General features: G+C 73.1%; 18 protein-coding genes. 10 read left to right on the top strand and 8 right to left on the bottom strand.

Annotated features, from left to right (window positions below; genetic code table 11):
* Positions 1 to 13: 13 nt before the first annotated feature.
* The 4 genes from V7E45_RS15910 to V7E45_RS15895 all read left to right on the top strand — a co-directional run bounded on the left by V7E45_RS15910 (position 14) and on the right by V7E45_RS15895 (position 2,408).
* Positions 14 to 433, top strand: coding sequence for a phage holin family protein (locus tag V7E45_RS15910; protein ID WP_333774817.1), 420 nt, complete (start codon positions 14 to 16; stop codon positions 431 to 433).
* Positions 430 to 921 (top strand): DUF3618 domain-containing protein, encoded by a 492-nt coding sequence (locus V7E45_RS15905; RefSeq protein ID WP_333774816.1) that lies wholly within the window; start codon positions 430 to 432, stop codon positions 919 to 921. The genes V7E45_RS15910 and V7E45_RS15905 overlap by 4 nt, the downstream gene beginning before the upstream one ends.
* 114 nt (positions 922 to 1,035) lie before the next feature.
* Positions 1,036 to 1,656: an ArsR/SmtB family transcription factor gene (locus V7E45_RS15900; protein ID WP_333774815.1), complete on the top strand. Its 621-nt coding sequence runs from the start codon at positions 1,036 to 1,038 to the stop codon at positions 1,654 to 1,656.
* Between the two features lie 14 nt (positions 1,657 to 1,670).
* Positions 1,671 to 2,408: an SRPBCC family protein gene (locus V7E45_RS15895; RefSeq protein ID WP_333774814.1), complete on the top strand. Its 738-nt coding sequence runs from the start codon at positions 1,671 to 1,673 to the stop codon at positions 2,406 to 2,408.
* Between the two features lie 21 nt (positions 2,409 to 2,429).
* Here the strand turns inward: V7E45_RS15895 and V7E45_RS15890 are convergent, their stop codons facing one another.
* Complete coding sequence (locus V7E45_RS15890; protein WP_333774813.1) at positions 2,430 to 4,256, bottom strand: endonuclease/exonuclease/phosphatase family protein; 1,827 nt, start codon at positions 4,254 to 4,256, stop codon at positions 2,430 to 2,432.
* 265 nt (positions 4,257 to 4,521) lie between these two features.
* On the opposite strand from V7E45_RS15890, the gene V7E45_RS15885 reads away from it, so the two are divergent.
* The 4 genes from V7E45_RS15885 to V7E45_RS15870 all read left to right on the top strand — a co-directional run bounded on the left by V7E45_RS15885 (position 4,522) and on the right by V7E45_RS15870 (position 9,073).
* The gene (locus V7E45_RS15885; protein WP_333774812.1) at positions 4,522 to 5,949 is read left to right on the top strand and encodes a hypothetical protein; all 1,428 of its coding nucleotides are present in this window, start codon (positions 4,522 to 4,524) and stop codon (positions 5,947 to 5,949) included.
* Between the two features lie 191 nt (positions 5,950 to 6,140).
* Positions 6,141 to 7,586, top strand: coding sequence for an alkaline phosphatase PhoX (locus V7E45_RS15880; RefSeq protein ID WP_333774811.1), 1,446 nt, complete (start codon positions 6,141 to 6,143; stop codon positions 7,584 to 7,586).
* Positions 7,587 to 7,809: 223 nt separating this feature from the next.
* The gene (locus tag V7E45_RS15875; protein ID WP_333774810.1) at positions 7,810 to 8,433 is read left to right on the top strand and encodes a 2'-5' RNA ligase family protein; all 624 of its coding nucleotides are present in this window, start codon (positions 7,810 to 7,812) and stop codon (positions 8,431 to 8,433) included.
* A 61-nt stretch (positions 8,434 to 8,494) separates the two neighbouring features.
* Entirely contained in the window at positions 8,495 to 9,073 is a 579-nt protein-coding gene (locus V7E45_RS15870; RefSeq protein WP_333774809.1) for a TetR/AcrR family transcriptional regulator, read from the top strand.
* A gap of 48 nt (positions 9,074 to 9,121) precedes the next feature.
* Here the strand turns inward: V7E45_RS15870 and V7E45_RS15865 are convergent, their stop codons facing one another.
* The 7 genes from V7E45_RS15865 to V7E45_RS15835 all read right to left on the bottom strand — a co-directional run bounded on the left by V7E45_RS15865 (position 9,122) and on the right by V7E45_RS15835 (position 16,554).
* Positions 9,122 to 10,306, bottom strand: coding sequence for a TerD family protein (locus tag V7E45_RS15865; RefSeq protein ID WP_333774808.1), 1,185 nt, complete (start codon positions 10,304 to 10,306; stop codon positions 9,122 to 9,124).
* An 82-nt stretch (positions 10,307 to 10,388) separates the two neighbouring features.
* Positions 10,389 to 11,378, bottom strand: a complete 990-nt coding sequence (locus V7E45_RS15860; RefSeq protein WP_333774807.1) for a zinc-dependent alcohol dehydrogenase family protein — start codon at positions 11,376 to 11,378, stop codon at positions 10,389 to 10,391.
* Positions 11,375 to 12,226, bottom strand: a complete 852-nt coding sequence (locus V7E45_RS15855; RefSeq protein ID WP_333774806.1) for a carbohydrate ABC transporter permease — start codon at positions 12,224 to 12,226, stop codon at positions 11,375 to 11,377. Before V7E45_RS15855 ends, V7E45_RS15860 begins: the two co-directional genes overlap by 4 nt.
* On the bottom strand, positions 12,223 to 13,158 hold the full coding sequence (locus V7E45_RS15850) for a carbohydrate ABC transporter permease (protein ID WP_333774805.1): 936 nt from the start codon (positions 13,156 to 13,158) through the stop codon (positions 12,223 to 12,225). The genes V7E45_RS15855 and V7E45_RS15850 overlap by 4 nt, the downstream gene beginning before the upstream one ends.
* On the bottom strand, positions 13,155 to 14,525 hold the full coding sequence (locus V7E45_RS15845; protein WP_333774804.1) for an ABC transporter substrate-binding protein: 1,371 nt from the start codon (positions 14,523 to 14,525) through the stop codon (positions 13,155 to 13,157). The genes V7E45_RS15850 and V7E45_RS15845 overlap by 4 nt, the downstream gene beginning before the upstream one ends.
* A gap of 78 nt (positions 14,526 to 14,603) precedes the next feature.
* A complete protein-coding gene (locus V7E45_RS15840) occupies positions 14,604 to 15,374 on the bottom strand; it encodes a DeoR/GlpR family DNA-binding transcription regulator (protein WP_333774803.1) in 771 nt (256 codons plus the stop codon).
* A 370-nt stretch (positions 15,375 to 15,744) separates the two neighbouring features.
* Positions 15,745 to 16,554 carry an NAD-dependent epimerase/dehydratase family protein gene (locus V7E45_RS15835; RefSeq protein WP_333774802.1) on the bottom strand — a complete coding sequence of 270 codons (810 nt, stop codon included), beginning with the start codon at positions 16,552 to 16,554 and terminating at the stop codon, positions 15,745 to 15,747.
* Positions 16,555 to 16,816: 262 nt separating this feature from the next.
* Between V7E45_RS15835 and V7E45_RS15830 the strand changes: the two genes are divergently transcribed.
* Both V7E45_RS15830 and V7E45_RS15825 read left to right on the top strand, forming a co-directional pair.
* Positions 16,817 to 17,758 (top strand): 5-dehydro-4-deoxyglucarate dehydratase, encoded by a 942-nt coding sequence (locus V7E45_RS15830; protein ID WP_333774801.1) that lies wholly within the window; start codon positions 16,817 to 16,819, stop codon positions 17,756 to 17,758.
* Complete coding sequence (locus V7E45_RS15825) at positions 17,755 to 18,918, top strand: hypothetical protein (protein WP_333774800.1); 1,164 nt, start codon at positions 17,755 to 17,757, stop codon at positions 18,916 to 18,918. The genes V7E45_RS15830 and V7E45_RS15825 overlap by 4 nt, the downstream gene beginning before the upstream one ends.
* Positions 18,919 to 18,978 lie beyond the last annotated feature (60 nt).

The raw sequence follows: 18,978 nt of genomic DNA, 5'->3' as shown, positions 1-18,978 counted from the left end.
GGAGGCGGACACCGTGACCGTGACCCAGCACGCACGGCCCGCGGCCGACGGGCGCCCCTCCACGGGCGAACTCGTCGGCCGGGCCACCGAACAGCTCTCGCTGCTTTTCCGGCAGGAAGTCGCCCTCGCCAAGGAGGAGCTGACCGAGAAGGGACGCCGGGCCGGGCGCGGCGGCGGACTGCTGGGCGCCGCGGGCGCCGTCGGTTACGTCGGCCTGATCGTCCTGGCCGGCGCGGCCACCGCCGCACTCTCCCTGGCCCTGCCCGTCTGGGCGGCGGCGCTGATCGTCGCCGCGGTCTACTTCGCGGTGGCCGGCCTGCTGGCCGTGTCGGGGCGCGCCGAGCTGCGCCGCGCCGGGCCGCCCACCCCGGAGGAGACCCTCGGCAGCGTCAGGGCGGACGTCGACGAGATCAGGGAAAGGGCACATCGATGACGCACAGGACCCCGCACGGCTCGGGCGCCAAGGGCCCCGACGAGCTGCGGCACCAGATCGAGCACACCAGGAGCCAGCTCGGCGACACCGTCGCGCAGCTCATGGACAAGGCCGATGTGAAGGGCCGGGCCCGGGCCCGGGCCGCCGACCTGCGCGACAAGGCCGGCGCCATGACCGTCCAGCTGCGCGTGAGCGCCCGGCACGCGGGCAACGCGGTGCAGGACCGGGCGACCCATGCCGGGCACCTGGTCCAGGACCGCGCGGCCCAGGCCGGGCACGCCCTGCAGGACCAGGCCTCGCACGCCGGGCACGCGGTGCAGGACCGGGCCGCCCGCGCGAGCCGCTCCGGCTCGCGCGGCGTCCCGGAGCAGCTGCGCTCCGCGCTGCGCTCGGGCAAGCGGCACCCCGGCGCGATCGCGGCCGTGGGCGTGCTGGGCGCCGCCGCCGTGGCGGCCGGCTTCGCCTGGCGCCGGCAGCGCCACCACTGACGCAGGCACCGGCGCGCCCGTCCGCGGCACGGGCTTCGCCGACCTCTGCCCACCCTCCCGCCGAAAACGAAAGTCTGCTTGGACAGATTTAGTTTTCGGTGGGAGGGTGGACGCATGCTGGACGTGACCGTGATCGAGGACCCCGAGGCGGCGGCCGTATCGCTCGACCCGATCCGGGCCCGGCTGCTCGCCGAGCTGGCCGCGGAACCCGCCTCGGCCGCGATGCTGGCCGGCCGGGTCGGCCTGCCCCGGCAGAAGGTGAACTACCACCTCAAGGCGCTGGAGCGGCACGGCCTGGTCGAACTGGCCGTGGAGCGCCGCAAGGGCAACGTCACCGAGCGGCTCATGCGCGCGACCGCCGCGTCGTACGTCATCTCGCCGGCCGCCCTGCCCGCCGTGCAGCCGGACCCGGACCGCTTCCGCGACCAGCTCTCCGCGCGGTGGCTGCTCGCCCTCGGCGCCCGCCTGGTCCGGGACGTCGGCACGCTGATCACCGGTGCCGCCCGGGCCCGTCGGCCACTGGCCACCTACGCTCTGGACGGCCAGGTCCGCTTCGCCTCGGCCGCCGACCGCGCGGCCTTCGTGCAGGAGCTGACCGCAGGTGTGAGCGCCCTGGTCCGCAAGTACGACGCCCCCGACGCCGAGGGCGGCCGCGACCACCGGGTCGTGATCGCGCTGCACCCCACGGTCAAGGACCAGCCGTCCGTGAAGGACCAGCCGTCCGTCGAGAGCTGAGCAGGAGCTTCGCCATGCCCCAGGAGTTCGAGATCGTCCGCGAGTTCGAGGTCGACGTCCCGCCGGAGAAGGTGTGGGACGCCGTCACCACCGGCAGCGGTGGCTACCTGTGGCCGATGGACCCGCCCGAGCCCCGGGAGGGCGGCAAGGGGCCCTTCGGGTCCACCGTCACCGCCTGGGACCCGCCCCACCGCTACACCAGCCGCAGCGAGGACGTCGGCTTCCCGACCCAGTCGCTCAACCAGCTCGACTACACGATCGAGCCCCGCGACGAGGGCCGCCGGGCCTGGGTGCGCTACGTGCACAGCGGCATCTTCACCGACGACTGGAACAACCAGTACGACGGCGCGAGCAAGCACACCAACTTCTATCTGCACACCCTGTGCGAGTACCTGACGCACTTCGCGCCCCGCCCGGTCGCCTTCGCCCAGCTGAACGGCCCCGCCGCCTCCGCGTCCCCCCGCGCGCTCGCCGCCGCGGCCCGCGCGCTCGGCCTCGCGGACGACGCGGCCGCGGGCACGAAGGCGACCGTCCGGGGCCCGGGCGGACGGACCCTGGACGCCGTGCTCGACTACCGCAACCCGTACTTCATCGGGCTGCGCACCGACAGTGCCCTCGTCCGTCTCTTCGGACGAGGGCACTGGGGAGCCCCGCTCGGCATCAGCGTCCACGACTTCGCGCCGGACGCCGACGCCGGGGCGAACGAGGCCGCCTGGCAGGACTGGCTGAACGGCGTGTTCGGCCGGCCCTGAGCCCGGCGGCCCCGGTCCCGACTACGGACGGAACCGCAGCACCTGCGGGTCGTGGTCGCTGATCTGGTCGTTGAACTCCGAGTTGATGTGCACGCTGTCGTACTCGAAGTCGCAGCCCCGGCGGATCGCCGGGCTGATCAGGATCTGGTCGAGGACCTGTTCGTTGCCCTGGTAGTCGTAGGTGTAACGCTCGCTCCGGGGCAGCGACTTGATCGCCGACCACAGCTCGCCGTCACCCTCCATGATCTTCGCGGTCTCGGAGAACTCGAAGTCGTTCATGTCGCCGAGCGCGATCACGTTCGCGTTCTTCTGCACGGACAGGATGTCCTTGACGAACGCGTTCACCTCGGTCGCCTGCGCGTGGCGCTGGACCTCCGAGCTGCGTACCGGCGGCTGGTACTGCGAGGTCAGACCCTGGTCGCCACCCTTGGAGTTGAGGTGGTTGCCGATCACGAACACGGTCTTGCCGCGGAAGACGAACTCGCCGGCCAGCGGCTTGCGGCTGTTGCCCCAGGCGGCGTTCGCCGGGTCGATACGGCCCGGGGAGGCCGTCAGCTGCGCCTTGCCGTGCACCTTCGTGACGCCGACCGCGGTGGTGGAGTCGCCGCCCGCGCGGTCCACGAAGGACACCCGCTGCGGGTTGAACAGGAACACCTGGCGGATGTTGCCGCCCGGCTCGCCGCCGTCCTGGTCGTTGACCGGGTCGATGGAGCGCCAGTCGTACTTAGGGCCGCCCGCCACGACGATCGCGTCGATCAGCTTGTTCACGGTCGTGCTCGCGTCGACGGTGCCGTCGTCCTTGGCGCCGTTGTCGTCCTGGATCTCCTCCAGGGACACGATGTCGGGCGACTGCAGGTTGTTCACGATCGCGGCGGCGTGCTTGTCGAACGTGTTGTCCGACGGGTCGAGGTTCTCGACGTTGTAGGTCGCCACCGCCAGCTCGCGGGCGGACTGCTTGGCCGTGGTCTCGCGCTCCAGACCACCGCTCGTGAGCGTGCCGAGCTTGCTCGCGACCAGGGTGTAGCCGCCGAACTGGTTGAAGTCCAGCGGACCGGTGGTGGTGCCCTCCAGGGTGTCGCCGACGTTCGCCTTCGGGAAGTCGGCGGTCGGGCCCAGCGTCTGGATCTGCAGCCGGCCGGTGTTCTGGGACTCGTAGGAGCCGTAGACCGTGCCGCCGCGGTGGTTGCGGTGCTCCCGCGGCTTCACCGTGACCCACAGCTCGCTGTACGGGTCGGTGCCGGTCACCACGCGGGTGTCGGCGACCTGGACGTTCATGCCCTCCAGGGACTCGTAGTAGTCCAGGGCGTACGCCGACGGGTCCAGGGGCAGGCCGTTGACGGAGCCGGCCGCGGCGGTGTCTCCGGCCGGGGCGTAGGCGTCCGGCACCGAGTGCGCGTCGATCACGGTCGGCGCGGGGACCGCGTTGCCGGTGGAGACGGTGGTGACCGTCGGCTTGGTGACCTCCGTCACCGACTGGTTGCCGGAGGAGGCGCCGCCCGGGACGTACTCGGAGACCGTACCGGCCACCGTGACCGAGTCACCGACCGCGACCTTGGGCGTGGAGCTGGTGAAGACGAACACGCCTTCACTGGTCGCCGGGTTGTCGTCCGGGGTCGGGTCCTGCATCCAGAAGCCCTTGGACGAGCCGTAGGTGCGCGTGGCCGTCACGATGCCGGGCACGTCGGCGACCTTCTGGCCGGCCAGCGGGGATATTCGGGTGGTGCCCTGGATGTCGTGGATGCGCACCGAGTCGGCGTGCGCGGGTGAGGTGAGGACGACGGCCGACGCGGTGGAACAGACGGCGGCGACGGTGAGCGCGGCGAGGCGCGCGGTGGACCTGCTCGGCAAGGGATCCCTCCGGGGACGTGCGTGAGCGCCGGGACGAGGGTGGAACGGGAGCGTGTCGGGCTCGTGGCCCTCCGTGACACGCATAGAGCCGAGTGAACAGTTGTCCCCCCAACTTCTACGCGCGTCAATCTCCTGCCTGGCGCCCGGAGTTGTCAAGGTTTCGGCCATGTACGGCGACCGGCGGGGAGATGAACCGGGTGGCATGGGTGGAAATCCGTCTAGGCTGAGCGGCTGAGTACTTTCACGGCCCGAGGAGAACCAGCCGATGTCAGACAGCTCCCCCCTGCCGCCCGTACGGCTGCACCCCGAAGCGGAGCTGGCGCGCGCCGCGCTGTCCACGCCGTTGCTCTCCCGCGCAGCCCGTCTGGCCCGCTGGGCAGGCCCGGCCACCCGCGTGGACGCCGGCGGCAGCCTGGTCGAGGAACAGCTGCCGGACGCCGCCGGGACGCTCGGCCTGAGCGGGGACGACGCCGCCGCGCACGCCGCCGAGGCGTGGCGGGTGGCCGTGGACGCCGGACTGGTCGAGATCACCGACGAGGAGGCCGGGACGGTGGCGGCCGGGGAGGACCTGGCGCTGCTCACCGGCGGCTCCCCGCACGACGTGCTCACCGTCTGGCTGAACGCCCTGGAGACCGTCGTCGCGGACGCGAGCGTGCCGGACCTGGACGCCCTCATGGACGCGATGGACGCGGGCGGCGAGATCGATTTCGCGTCACTCGACTGGGACCCGGAGGCCGAGGCGGAGTTCCTCGACGGCGTCCTCGGCAACCTCTACCTGCTGACGGTCAGTGAGGACGGCCCCGGCCAGGCGCCCGTGCCGCTGCCCGCGCTCGCCGCGTCGATGATCGTCCCCAGCGACATGGGGGAGCCCACCAACGACGTGCTGGAACAGGTCTCCGACGCGATGATGCGCCTCGACGGCCAGTTCCGGACGCTGGAGCCGATCGGTCTCGTCGAGTACCGGCCGGTGGACGAGGACCTCATGGCCGACGCCGACGAGGAGCCGGCCGCGCCGGTCGACGACACCGACGTCTCCCGCTACGGCCTGGTCCGGCTCACCCCGCTCGGCGCGTACGGGCTGCGGGCACGGCTGTTGGAGGCCGGCATCGACGCCCCCGCGGTCGGTGAACTCGCCGACAAGGGCGCGGACGCCCTGCTCGACGGCACCGCCCGGTTCGGGCAGTCCGCCGCCCGGGCCGAGACCGAGCAGTGGCTCGGCCGGCGCGAACCGCTCGCCGCCGCCCGGGACCTGCTCGCGGCGGCACGCGGCGCCGACACCGGCGCGCCGCTGCGCAGGCTGCGTTGCCAGCAGGCGCTGTCCCTGGTGGGGGCGGAGGCGGAGCCGGCCCTGCGGGAGGTGCTGGACGACCCCGAACTCGGTGGCCTCGCCCGGGTGTGGCTGAGCGAGCGCGGCGCCGCCGATGTGCCGGCGCCCTCCCAGGACCTGGTCTTCTGGCTGACCGTCGACACGGTGGCGGCCCAGCTGGCCGCCGAGGGCAACTCCGACGAGCTCCAGGCGCTGGTGGAGGGACTGGCCGAGCAGCACAGCGGTTTCTTCGCGGCCGCCTGGCGGGTGGAACACCCCGCCACCGCGGACGTCCTGGAGGCGATGGGCCGGCTGCACCCGGACAAGAAGGTGGCGAAGGAGGCGCGGAAGGCCGCGTTCAAGGCGCGGTCCCAGCAGGGCGGCTGAGCGACCGCCCGCACCCGGGCGAACATGGCCGGTGTCGCCGTTGGCCAGGGGGGCGTGCCCACGGGTTCATGGAACCGGGGCCCCGGAGGCAGTCCGGCGTTCAACTCCCGTTCAGGAACCGGCGGGAGCGTGTGCGCCGAACCGAGGCCCGCCACCCTCCACGGCACGTGCCCACCGTCACAGGAGACACCATGTCGCTCACTCGCAGGGACTTCGCCAGGCAATCCGCGGTCACCGGTGCCGGTGTCGCGCTGGCGGGCAGCGTCGGAGCCCTGGCCACCGCGCCCAACGCCCTCGCCGCCACCGAGATCGAGAGCGCGGAGGAGGGCCCTGCGCACGGACACCACGGCCCCGGCTACGGCCCGCTGGTCCCGGACCCGGCCGGCGTCCTCGCCCTGCCCGAGGGGTTCCGGTACCGGATCATCACCTACAGCGGCCGCACCAGGCTGGAGTCGGGCGAGTTCACCCCCTCCAACCACGACGGCACCTCCACCTTCGACGGCCCCCGGGGCGCCACCCTCCTCGTCAACAACCACGAGCTGAAGGGCCCCCGCGCCAATTGGCAGTACCCGGTGCCGCTCACCGAGGGCCTGGTCTACGACCCCGCCGCCTCCGGTGGCTGCACGGTCGTCGAGGTCCGCCGCGACCAGGTCGCCGAGTGGGTCGGCGTGGCCGGCACCTCCACCAACTGCGCGGGCGGCAACACCCCGTGGGGCACCTGGCTGACCTGCGAGGAGACCGAGGACAAGGCCGGCCAGAACGGCATGACCAAGGACCACGGCTACGTCTTCGAGGTCGACCCCGAGGACCGCCGGGCCAACCGCGACCCCAAGCCGGTCAAGGCGCTCGGCCGCTACGCCCACGAGGCCGTCGTCGTCGACCCCAGGCGCGGACACCTCTACCTCACCGAGGACGCGTCAGGCCCCAACGGCCTCCTCTACCGCTGGACCCCGCCGGAGGGCTTCGGCCACGGCCGCGGCAGGCTGCGCACCCTCGCCGACGACGCCGGTGCGCTCCAGGCGTTCAAGTGCTTCGACTCCGGCGGCAAGTTCGTCGACGACCTCTCCCGCGCGACCCGGATCGGCACCGTGTACGGGGTCGACTGGGTGGACGTCCCCGACCGTGACGCCCGGACCACCTCCGTCCGCAAGCAGTTCACCGACGGCCAGGTCACCCGCGCCCGCAAGCTGGAGGGCATGTGGTGGGGCGACGGCGGCGCCTACATCGTCTCCTCCTACGCCCGCGCGGAGAGCCCCGTCCAGCACGACGGCCAGGTCTGGTTCTACGACCCCAAGCGCCGCACCCTGACCCTCAAGGTCCTCCTCGGCGTCAACCCCGACCCCGCGGCGGACGGCGCCTTCGACGGCCCGGACAACATCACCGTCTCCCCGTACGGCGGTCTGGTCATCGCCGAGGACGGCGAGGGTGTCCAGCACCTGTTCGGCGCCACCGAGAGCGGCCGCACCTATCCGATCGCCCGCAACGAACTGAACATCGGCACGGCGGAGAGCCCCGAGTACAGCGAGTTCACCGGCGTCACCTTCTCGCCCGACGGCCGCACCCTGTTCGCCAACATCCAGGAGCCGGGCATCATGCTCGCCATCACCGGGCCCTGGAAGCGGCAGAAGCGCGACTGACCTTTCGGCGCGCGTCAATTCGCTCGCCCGTCCCCGCGGCCCCCGCCCGGAGTGAACGACGTCCAGGAGGCCGCGGGTCCGAATCCCGGCACCGGACATCACGACTGCACGCACCTCCCGGTGCGCGGGCAGCGGTCACTTCTTTCTCGGAGAACCCACGACCGCGCCGTCACGGGGGCGCGGGCCACAAGCCCGGCCCATGGGGGCGAGCCATGATGGAGGGGTGTCCCGCCCTTCGACGCCCGGCGGCCCGGAGTCGGCGCCCACGCCCCGGACCGCCGTGGCGTGGCTGCCCCCGGCCCCGCTGTGGGCAGCCGTCCAGGAGATCCGCGTCGAGCACGACCCGCAGATCCGCCGCTGGCCGCCCCATGTGAACCTGATCTTCGGCTTCGTACCGGAGGAGGACTTCCCGGCGGCGCTCCCGCTGCTGGCCGACGCGGCGGCCCGGTGCGCGCCCTTCGCCATCCGGCTGGGTGGGGTCCGCTCGTTCGGCCACCGGTCCTTCTCCACCGTGTGGCTCGACCCCGCCGCGGCCGGCGCGGCCCCCTGGACGCGGCTGCGGCGCGTGCTCGCCGAGCCGTTCCCGGCCTGCGTGGACCGCTTCCCCCGGTTCACCCCGCACCTCTCGCTCGGGCGCACCCGGGCCCCGCGGGTCCTCGCGGCCGAATGCGCCGCCCGGCTCGGGGTGACACAGGCCCGGGTGTCCGAGGTCGTGCTGCTGTCCCGCCGCGGCGACGGCCCCATGCGGACCCGCGCCACGATCGCCCTGGGCAGCGGCGCGGTGCACCGCCACCGTGCGGAGGACCCGGACACCGGCGGGTACGGGCCGCCGGCGCAGCGGCCCTGACCGGCGCGGCCGGGGCCGATACGATTCCGGGCAAGACCCCCGGTGCGCGAGGAGTAGCTGGATGCCGCAGGGCAGGCCCATGCGCGCGGACGCCCGGCGCAACTACGAACGGCTGCTGACGGTGGCCGCCGAGGCCTTCGCCGAGCACGGGGAGAACGCGTCCCTCGACGACATCGCCAAGCGTGCCGGGGTCGGCGCAGGCACGCTCTACCGCCACTTCCCGACCCGGCAGGCGCTGCTGGAAGCCGCGTACGTGGACCGGATGCAGGCCATGGCGGACCGGGCCGGGGAGTTCGCCGCCCGGCTGCCGCCGGGCGAGGCGCTGACGGAGTGGCTGCACGAGGTGTGCGTCGGGACGATCCAGGTGCGCGGCATGAAGGCGCTGCTGGGCTCGGCCGTCACCGACGGCGGCTTCGCCGCGGACACGGTCTGCGGCACCCGGCTGAAGGACGCGGCGCGGCGGCTGGTGGAGGCGGCGCAGCGGGACGGCAGCCTGCGCCCGGACGTCGAGCCGATCGAGGTCCTGCGCCTGGCGCACGGCGTGGCCTCGGCGTCGGAGCTGGCCGGCGGGCGGGGGAAGCAGATCCGCCGTTACCTGACCCTGCTGACCGAGGGACTGCGGCCGGCCGTCGGAGCGTGAGGGACCGGGCGCGCCCCCGGGAGGACGGGGGCGCGCCCGGCCGCGCGCCTAGAGGGCCCGCGCTCCGGGATCGACCATGTTCCGCACGGTCCGGGCCTTCACGAACTCGCCCAGCGCCGTCATGTCCCACTCGCCGGAGAACTGCCGGACGAGCTTGGCCATCATCACGCCCGTCTGCGGCTCGGCGTTGGTGAGGTCGAAGCGGACCAGCTCCTCTCCCGTGTCCGCGTCCAGCAGCCGGCAGTAGGCCTTGGCGATCTCGGTGAACTTCTGCCCGGAGAAGGAGTTGACGGTGAAGACCAGACCGGTGACCTCCTGGGGGAGACGGCCCAGGTCCACCATGATCATCTCGTCGTCGCCCCCGCCCTCGCCGGTGAGGTTGTCGCCGGAGTGCTTGATCGCGCCGTTCAGGATCGTCAGCTTGCCGAAGTAGCAGCTGTCGACCGGGTTGCGCTGCGGGCCGTAGGCGATGACCGAGGCGTCCAGGTCGATGTCCCTGCTCCGGTGGGCGGGCTCCCAGCCCAGGCCCATCTGCACCACGGACAGCAGCGGGCGGCCGCCCTTGACCAGGGACACCGTCTGGTTCTTCTGGAGGCTGACCCGCCCCTTGTCCAGGTTGACCTTCCCGGCGCCCGGCACCGGGGCGGGGGGAGCGGCGGGGACCGGCGGTGCGGCCGGCGCCTGCGCGGCGGGCACGGGCGGTGCGGCCGGCTGCTGCGGCGCGGCCGCGGGGGCGGCGGGCTCCTCCACCGAGACACCGAAGTCCGTCGCGATGCCCGCGAGGCCGTCGGCGTACCCCTGGCCGACGGCCCGGGCCTTCCAGGCGCCGCCCCTGCGGTAGATCTCCACGACCACCAGCGCCGTCTCGGCGCCGAGCTGCGGCGGTGTGAAGGTGGCCAGGACCGAGCCGCCGTCGGCGTCCCGGACCGTGGCGGTCGGCTCGATGCCCTGGAAGGTCTGGCCGGCCGCGTCCGGGCTGGCCGTGACCACGATCTTCTCGATCTCCGGCGGCACGGCGGCGGTGTCGACCGTGATCGCGTCGGGCGCCGCGCCGCCCCCGGACGTGTACGTCACGCCCGGCCCGGCCGGCTGGTTGTAGAAGATGAAGTCGTCGTCGGAGCGCACCTTGCCGTCGGCGGTGAGCAGCAGGCCCGACACGTCGAGCCGCACCGGGGCGGACACGTCCACCGTCACGCGCGCGGCCGGCAGAGGGATGTTCGAGCCAGGGGTCATAGCTGTCATGCCGGGTGAACGAACGACACCGCTTTACCGTTCCCTTACCGACGTCCCGGCGGGCCCGCGCCCCCCGATCGGCTCAGGGCACCACCACGATCTTGCGGCCCACCCCGGCGGCGAACTGCTCCAGCGCCTCGGGGTAGCGCTCCAGCGGGATCCGGTCGCTGATGAACACCTCGGGGTCAAGCACCCCGCCCGCGAAGAGTTCGGCCGCCCGTTCGAAGCTGTGCAGCACCGCCATGGAGCCGGTGATGGTGATCTCCTGGTTGTAGACGCGGTACGGGTCGATGGTGACCCGGGTCGCGTAGTCGGCCACCCCGAACTGCAGGAACGTGCCCGCCTTGGCCACCCGGCCGAGACCGTCCTGGATCGCCGCCGCGTTGCCCGTGGCGTCCACGACCACGTCCCAGCCCTGCGGCCGGTCGAGGTCGTCCGCGCCGGCCGCCGCGCCCGAGACGCCGAGCCGGCGGGCCGTCTCCAGCCGGGCCGGGTTGACGTCCACCACGTCCACGCTCGCCGCGCCGGTGCGCTTGGCCAGTTCCAGCATCATCAGGCCCATGGTCCCGGAGCCGTAGACGAGCACGTGCGCGCCGAGGCGGGCGCGCAGCACGTCGTAGCCGCGCACCGCGCAGGACAGGGGTTCGACCAGGGCCGCGTCCTCGGTGCGCACGTGCTCGGGCAGCTTCACGCAGTTCGCGACCGGGGCGACGGCGTACCGGGCGGCGCCGCCCGCCGTGGTCACGCCGATCGCGGCCCAGCGCTCGCACAGGTTGTTGTGGCCGGTACGGCAGTAGCGGCACTCGTGGCAGTACAGGGAGGGGTCGACGGCCACCCGGTCGCCGACCGCGGCCTCGGTGACCTGGGTGCCGACCCCGACCACCGTGCCCGCGAACTCGTGTCCGGGGACGATCGGCAGCTTGGGCGCGAACTCGCCCTGGAGGATGTGCAGGTCGGTGCCGCACAGGCCGCAGGCGGCGACCTCGACGACGACCTCGCGGGGCCCGGGAGTGGGGTCAGGGACCTCGGTGACGACGGCGCGGCCCACGGACTCGATGACGGCGGCCTTCATTTCACGGCTCCCAACGACAGGCCCTGGACCAGCTTGTCCTGGGCGGCGAACCCCGCGGCGAGCACCGGCAGGGAGACGACGAGCGACGCGGCGCACACCTTGGCCAGGAACAGGCCCTGGCTGGTGATGAAGCCGGTCAGGAAGACGGGGGCGGTCCCGGCGACCACGCCCGTCAGGACCCGGGCGAACAGCAGTTCGTTCCAGCTGAAGATGAAGCAGATCAGGGCGGTCGCGGCGATGCCGGGCAGGGCGATCGGGGCCACCACCCGCGCGAGGATCACCGGCAGGGGGGCGCCGTCCACCCGGGCCGCCTCGATGACTTCCACCGGCACCTCGGCCAGGAAGGACTGCATCATCCAGACCGCGATCGGCAGGTTCATGGAGGTGTAGAGGACGACCAGCAGCCAGATGTTGTCGAGCATCCCGGCGTTCTTGGCGAACAGGTAGATCGGCAGCAGGCCCGCCACGGCCGGCAGCATCTTCGTGGACAGGAAGAAGAACAGCACGTTCGTCCACTTGCGCACCGGCCGGACCGACAGTGCGTACGCCGCCGGCAGGGCGAGCAGCAGCACGCACACCGTGGACGCCACGGACGCGACCGTGGAGTTGATCAGCGCGGGCCACGGGCTCGCCCCGCCGCCGGTGCCGAAGAAATCGCGGTAGCCGTCCAGGGTGAGGGAGGCGGTGAGGGACGGCGGGTTGGTCGCCGCGTCCGCCTCGGAGTGGAAGGACGTCAGGGCCATCCAGGCGATGGGCAGGAAGAAGACGACGCCGGCCAGCCAGGCCACCAGGCCCAGACCGGATCCCCGGCGCGCCCTGCGCCGTACGGCCGCTGCGTTGGCGCTCATGCGCGGGACACCTCCTCGCGGAACAGGGACGACACCACGCGCAGGGCGAAGGTCGCGATGACGATGGAGCCGATGACCACCAGGACACCGGCGGCCGAGGCGAGGCCGTTCTCGTGGGCCTGGTAGAAGCTCTGGTAGACGGTGTAGGGCAGGTTCGCCGTGCCCAGGCCGCCGGACGTGAGGGTGAAGACCGCGTCGAAGTTCTGCACGATGTAGATCGACCCCAGCAGGGCGCCGAGTTCCAGGTAGCGCCGCAGGTGGGGCAGGGTCAGATGGCGGAAGATCTGCCAGTCGCTCGCGCCGTCGACCCGCGCGGCCTCGATCTGCTGCTGGTCCCGACTCTGCAGTCCGGCCAGCAGGATCAGCATCATGAACGGCGTCCACTGCCACACCAGCGAGGCCTCGACCGCGAGCAGCGGGGTGTTCGAGATCCAGTCCGGCTGTGGGCCGCCCACATAGTGCAACAACCCGTTGAGCAGCCCGTATTCGGGGTTGTAGAGCACATGCTTCCAGAGCAGTGCGGCGGCCACCGGCACCACCAGGAAGGGCGCGATCAGCAGGGTGCGGACGATCCCCCGGCCGCGGAACCTGCGGTCCAGCAGCAGGGCCAGGGCCAGGCCGAGGACCAGGCTGGCGAGCACCACCGCCACCGTGAGCAGCACGGTCGTCCACACCGAGTGGCGCAGGTCCGCGTCGGTCAGCACCTGGCGGTAGTTGGCGAGGCCGGTGAAGCGGCGGGCCTTGGGATAGAGGGCGTTCCAGTCGAAGAAGGAGATCACCAGCGTGGCCACGAACGGCAGCTGGGTCACCACGATCATGAAGACCAGGGCCGGCAGCAGCGGGGCCCGGGTGGCCCAGGCGCGCAACCGGGCGGGGGGCTGTTCCGCGGCGCGCACGGCGGTGGTCGCGAGGGGAGCCGTCGTCGCTGTCATCGTCCCTGGTACTCCTTGGAGATCTTCTCGGCGAGCTGCTGGGACCTGCGCAGGGCCGCGTCCGTCGACTGGTGTCCGGCGATGGCCGCGCTGATCTCCTGGGAGACCTTGGTGCCCAGGTCGGTGAACTCGGGGATGCCGACGAACTGGATGCCGGGCGCGGGGCGTGGCTGCACGCCCGGGTCGTCCGGGCGGGCGCTCTCGATCGCCCGCCGGGTCATCTCCTGGAAGGCGGCGGCCGACCTGCGGTAGTCGGCGTTCTCGTAGGTCGACGCCCGCTTGCCCGCCGGGACGTTCGGCCAGCCGCTGGTCTCGCCGACCAGCCGCTCGTACCCCTTGCTCGACGCCCAGGAGACGAACTTCCACGCCTTGTCGGGGTTGTGGGAGGCCTTCTGGATGCCCCAGGCCCAGGTGTAGAGCCATCCCGAGGACGGGGTCCGCTCCACGGGGGCGGGGGCGTAGCCCAGCTTGCCCCGGACCGGGGACCCCGCCGCTTCCAGCAGGCCGGCCGCCGAGGTGGCGTCGTACCACATGGCGACCTTGCCCTGGGTCATGTCGTTGAGGCACTCGGCGAACCCGGACTGGGCCGCGCCCGACTCGCCGTGCTCACGGACCAGATCGACATAGAACTTTGTCGCCTTCACGAACTCGGGGGAGTCCAGGCGGGCCTTCCAGCTCTTGTCGAACCAGGTCCCGCCGAAGGTGTTCACCACGGTGGTGAGCGGTGCCATCAGTTCACCCCAGCCGGGCAGTCCGCGCAGGCAGACGCCCTTCATGCCGGGGCGCGCGCCGTCCACCTTCGCGGCTAGGTCGGCCACCTGCCGCCAGGTCGGGCGGGCCGGCATCTTCAGGCCCTTCGCCGCGAAGACGTCCTTGCGGTACATCAGGAAGGACGACTCGCCGTAGAAGGGCTGCCCGTAGAGCCTGCCGTCGTCGCCGGTCAGGGAGCGGCGCATCGGCTTCAGCACGTCCTGCTCGTCGTAGCCGGGGTCCCGGCCGACGTAGGAGTCCATCTCGTGCAGCCAGCCGTTGCGGGCGTAGATCGGTATCTCGTAGTTGGACAGGGTGGCCACGTCGTACTGGCCGGCCTGGTTGGCGAAGTCCTGGCTGATCTTGTCGCGGACGTCGTTCTCGGGCAGGACCGTGAAGTTGACCTTGATGCCGGTCTCCCGGGTGAAGTGGGCGGCGGTCAGCTTCTGCAACTCGGTCATCTGGGGGTTGTTGACCATCAGCACGTTGATGGAATCGCCGCCGGAACCGGTCCCGCCGGCCCCGACCCAGCAGCCGGAGAGCAGCGGGGCGAGCAGCGTCCCAGCGGCGGCCGTGGCGAGCGTGGCTCGCGGCCTCCGTCGGCTCGGGGTGCGCATGAATCGCTCCTGGATGTATCGGGATATAAAGGGCAAGATTCGGTGTGAAACAGCCCCGCGAGCGGGTGAGTCGGTGGTTCAGACCCGGATGACCTGCGGGCCCAGCAGGGAGTAGCGGTTGGCCTCGGCGGCCGGCAGCAGCGTGCTTGTCACGATCGCCTCCAGCGCGCCCACCTCGGCGAACCGGCAGAAGCTGACGGCCCCGAACTTGGTGTGGGTGCCCGCGAAGACGGTGCGCCGCGCGGCGCGGATGGCCTGCGCCTTGACCTCGCCGACCGCGGGGTCGGGGGTGGTCAGACCGTGCTCGCGGGAGATGCCGTTGGCGCCGATGTAGGCGAGGTCGACCACGAACCCGGCCAGCATCTTCGTCGTCCAGTGGTCGACGGTGGCCAGCGTGCCGGCCCGGACCCGTCCGCCGAGCAGCAGGACCTGGGTGTGCTCGGCTTCGGCGAGGGCGCCCGCGACCGGCAGGGATGCGGTGACCACGGTCAGCGGCCGCCCTGCGGGCAGTGCCTCGGCGATGAGCTGCGGGGTGAAACCCTCATCGACGAACACCGTCTCCGCGTCGCCCAGCAGCTCGGCCGCGGCGGCCGCGATCCTGCGTTTCTCGGGGACGTGACTGGTGGCGCGGAAGGCGAGCGTCGTCTCGAATCCCGCGCTCTCCACCGGATAGGCGCCGCCGTGCGTACGCCGGACCAGACCGTGGTCCTCCAGCGCCCGCAGATCGCGCCGGATGGTCTCCTTGGCCACGCCCAGGACGGCGGCCAGCGCCGTGACGTCGACCGAGCCGGTGGCGCGCGCGGCCCGCACGATCTCGCGCTGGCGCTCTTCCGCCGTCCTGGTGCTCATGCCGTCACCCGCTTCTTCCTCCGGAGCCGCCCGTTCGGGCCCTGGGGGAATTTCTACAGCGGGGGTGCGGCGCCGACCAGGTCTGTTGCGGGCCCGATGCTGCCCGGGTGTGCCCGTTCGTCGTGCGCCGTGCCCGGCCCGGACCTGCGCGGCCCTGCGCGGCCGCGTCTGAGCGGGCGGCCCGGATGCCCGAACAGGGCGGGGGGGGGGGGGGGGGGGGGGGGGGGGGGGGGGGGGGGGGGGGGGGGGGGGGGGGGGGGGGGGGGGGGGGGGNGGGGGGGGGCGGGGGCGCCGCGGGGGGGGGGGGGGGGGCCGGGGGGGGGCCCCCCCCCCCGCGCGGGTGGTGGTTTCCGGCCGTCCGGAAGGTGCTTCAGTACGGCCAGATGGGCGGGTCGTTCACGAAGTGGCCGCCCAGGTGGCTGTGGGCCGGGTTGTCCGGGTCCAGCTCGCCCTGCTCGGCGATCAGCTTGTCCGCGTACGGCTCGGAGTCGTCCCGCGGCTCGTAGCCGAGAGCCCGCGCGGACGTGAGGTCCCACCACAGGCGGGTGTTGGCCGAGGAGCCGTGGACGACCGTGTGGCCGACCCCGTCGGCGGTCAGGGCCGCGTGGAACAGGCGGGCGCCGTCGGCCGGGCTCATCCACACCGAGAGCATGCGCACGCTGGTCGGCTCCGGGAAGCAGGAGCCGATCCGCACCGAGACGGTCTCCAGTCCGTGCTTGTCCCAGTAGAGCTGGGCCAGGTCCTCGCCGAACGACTTGGACAGGCCGTAGAAGGTGTCCGGGCGGCGCGGGGTGTCGACGGGGATCAGCGCCTCGCCCGGGTGCGGGGCCGGGGTGAACCCGACGGCGTGGTTGGAGGAGGCGAAGACGATCCGCGGCACCCCTTCGAGGCGGGCGGCCTCGTACAAGTTGTAGGTGCCCTCGATGTTCGACCGCAGGATCTTCTCGAAGGGTGCCTCCAGCGAGATGCCCGCGAGGTGCAGGACCGCGTCCACGCCCCGCACCGCCGCGCGCAGCGCCTCCTTGTCGGTGAGGTCCGCGGTGATCGCGTCCGGCGCGTCCTCGACGGGGCGCACGTCGAACAGGCGCAGGGTGTAGCCGTACTCCGGCAGCAGGGACCGCATCAGGGTGCCGAGCCCGCCGGCGGCGCCGGTGAGCAGAACGGTGCGGGGAGCGGGCATCCTCGGTCTCCTTGCTGTCCTGGCGAAGTCCGTCGCGGGCAGAACGCGTGCGTGGATGGCATTCACATCCGTAGACGCACGGTCACGCTAAAGAGCGTCGAGGCGCCGGGTCAAGTGTGCCGTGGGGTGCGGGAATCCGCCGCTGCGGCGCGGGTGTGACCGCTTGACCGACGCGGAGAGTGCCCCGTAGCGTGAAGTCGTTCATGAATATGGACGCCGATCAGGCACATGCACCGATGACCTGCACCGACAGGGAGCGCCCGTGACGCCAGCCCCTCTCGCCGCCCGGCTCCGCGACCCGAGCGGGCCGCTGTTCTTCCCGGTCACGGCCTACGGCCCCGACGGCACCGTGGACCTCGACGTCTACCGCGCCCATGTGCGCCGGGGCGTCGCGGCCGGCGCCGCCGCCGTGTTCGCCTGCTGCGGCACCGGGGAGTTCCACGCGCTGCTGCCCGAGGAGTTCGAGGTCTGCGTCCGGGCGGCGGTGGAGGCGGCCGAGGGACGGGTCCCGGTGGTCGCGGGCGCCGGATACGGCACCGCGCTCGCCGTCCGCTACGCGCGTCTCGCCGAGGGCGCGGGCGCCGACGGGCTCCTCGCCATGCCGCCCTACCTCGTGCACGCCCCTCAGGAGGGCCTGCTGCGGCACTACCGCGAGATCGCCGCCGCCACCGCCCTGCCGGTGATCGTCTACCAGCGGGACAACGCCGTCCTCACCCCGTCCACCGCGGTCGCCCTCGCCCGCGCCGACGGCGTCATCGGCCTCAAGGACGGCCTGGGCGACCTGGACCTCATGCAGCGGATCGTCAGCGCCGTGCGCACCGAGGTCCCCGGTGACTTCCTGTACTTCAACGGCCTGCCCACCGCCGAGCAGACCCAGCTCGCCTACCGGGCCCTCGGCATCACCCTGTACTCCTCGGCCGTCTTCTGCTTCGCCCCCGAGATCGCCGTCGCCTTCCACCGGGCCCTGGCGCACGGTGACGAGGACACCGTGCGCCGCCTCCTGGACGGGTTCTACCGCCCGTTCGTGGAACTGCGCGCGCTGGGCCGCGGCTACGCCGTCTCGCTCGTCAAGGCGGGCGTACGGCTGCGCGGCCTGGACGTCGGCGAGGTCCGCCCGCCGCTGCACGAACCGTCCGAGGACCACGTCAAGCAGCTCGCCCGGCTGATCGACCGCGGGCCCGCGCTGCTGCAGGGGGACGCGTGAAGGCGTCGGCGTTCGTCTACCCCTGGGACGTCGACGGGGACCCGGAGGCCCCCGCCCGCATCGCCGCGCTCGGCGTCGAGCAGGTGACCCTCGCCTCCGCCTACCACTCCACCCGGGCCCTGACCCCGCACCACCCGCGCCACCGCATCGTCACCGCCGAGTACGCGGCCGTCCTCTACCCGCCGGGCAACCGCTGGGCGGGCCGCGGCCTGCGCCCCTACCCGGCCGGCCGCTGGGCCCCCGGGGACGCCTACGGGGAGGCGGCCGGGGCACTCGCCGCGGCCGGTCTGGAGGTGCACACCTGGGTCGTCCTCGCGCACAACTCCCGCATGGGCGCCGAACACCCGGACACCTCGGTCGTCAACGCCTACGGCGACCGGTACCCGTGGGCCCCCTGCATCGCCCAGCCCGCCACGCGCGCGTACCTGGTCGACCTGGCCGCCGAGGCCGCCGTGCGCCCCGGCGCGCGGGGCACCGAGCTGGAGTCCCTCGGCTGGTACGGCCTCCAGCACCTGCACGCCCACGACAAGACCGCCGGGGTCGGCCTCGGGGACGCCGGGCAGTACCTGATGGCGCTCTGCTTCTGCCCGGCCTGCCGGACCGGCTACGGCGAACAGGGCCTGGACGCCGACGAGCTGGCGGCCGCCGTACGGGACGCCCTCGAACCGCTGTGGCGCGGCACGGCCGACGACGGGGGGTGGCCGACGGTCGGCAAGGTCCTCGGCGAGGACCGGGCGGCCGCCACGCGCGCGTGGCGCGACACCACCGCCCGCAGCCTCCAGGAGCAGGCCGTCGCCGCCGTGCGCGCGGCGGCGCCCGACGGCTTCCAGGTCCTGCTGCACGCGGACCCGGTGCCCTACCACTGCGGCGCCAACGCGGGCGTCGACCCGGCCCACATCCTCTCCGTCGCGGACGGCGTGGTGGTGCCGTGCACCGCGGGCCCGGCCCTGCTGGCCCCCTTCGCCGAGCGGGCACGCGCGGGCACGGTGCTGGCCGCCAACCTCACGGTGGTCTCCGGCATGGGCGGCAGCCCCGGCACCCTCGCCGCCGACGCGGCACGCGCGCGTGCTCTGGGGGCGACGGAACTGCGGCTCTATCACGCGGGGTTGGCGTCCGACGGGGATCTCGCGTCGGTGCGTGCGGGGCTGGGGGCGCGCTGAACGGTGAGGGGAGCGGCCGGCTGCGGTACTGCAAAGGCGCGAGAGCGGGCGGGCCCGCCC

Origin of the sequence: Streptomyces sp. IBSBF 3136, from assembly GCF_036815105.1 — a bacterium.
Classification (GTDB): Bacteria; Actinomycetota; Actinomycetes; order Streptomycetales; family Streptomycetaceae; genus Streptomyces.
This window is presented reverse-complemented; position numbering and strand designations above follow the sequence as displayed.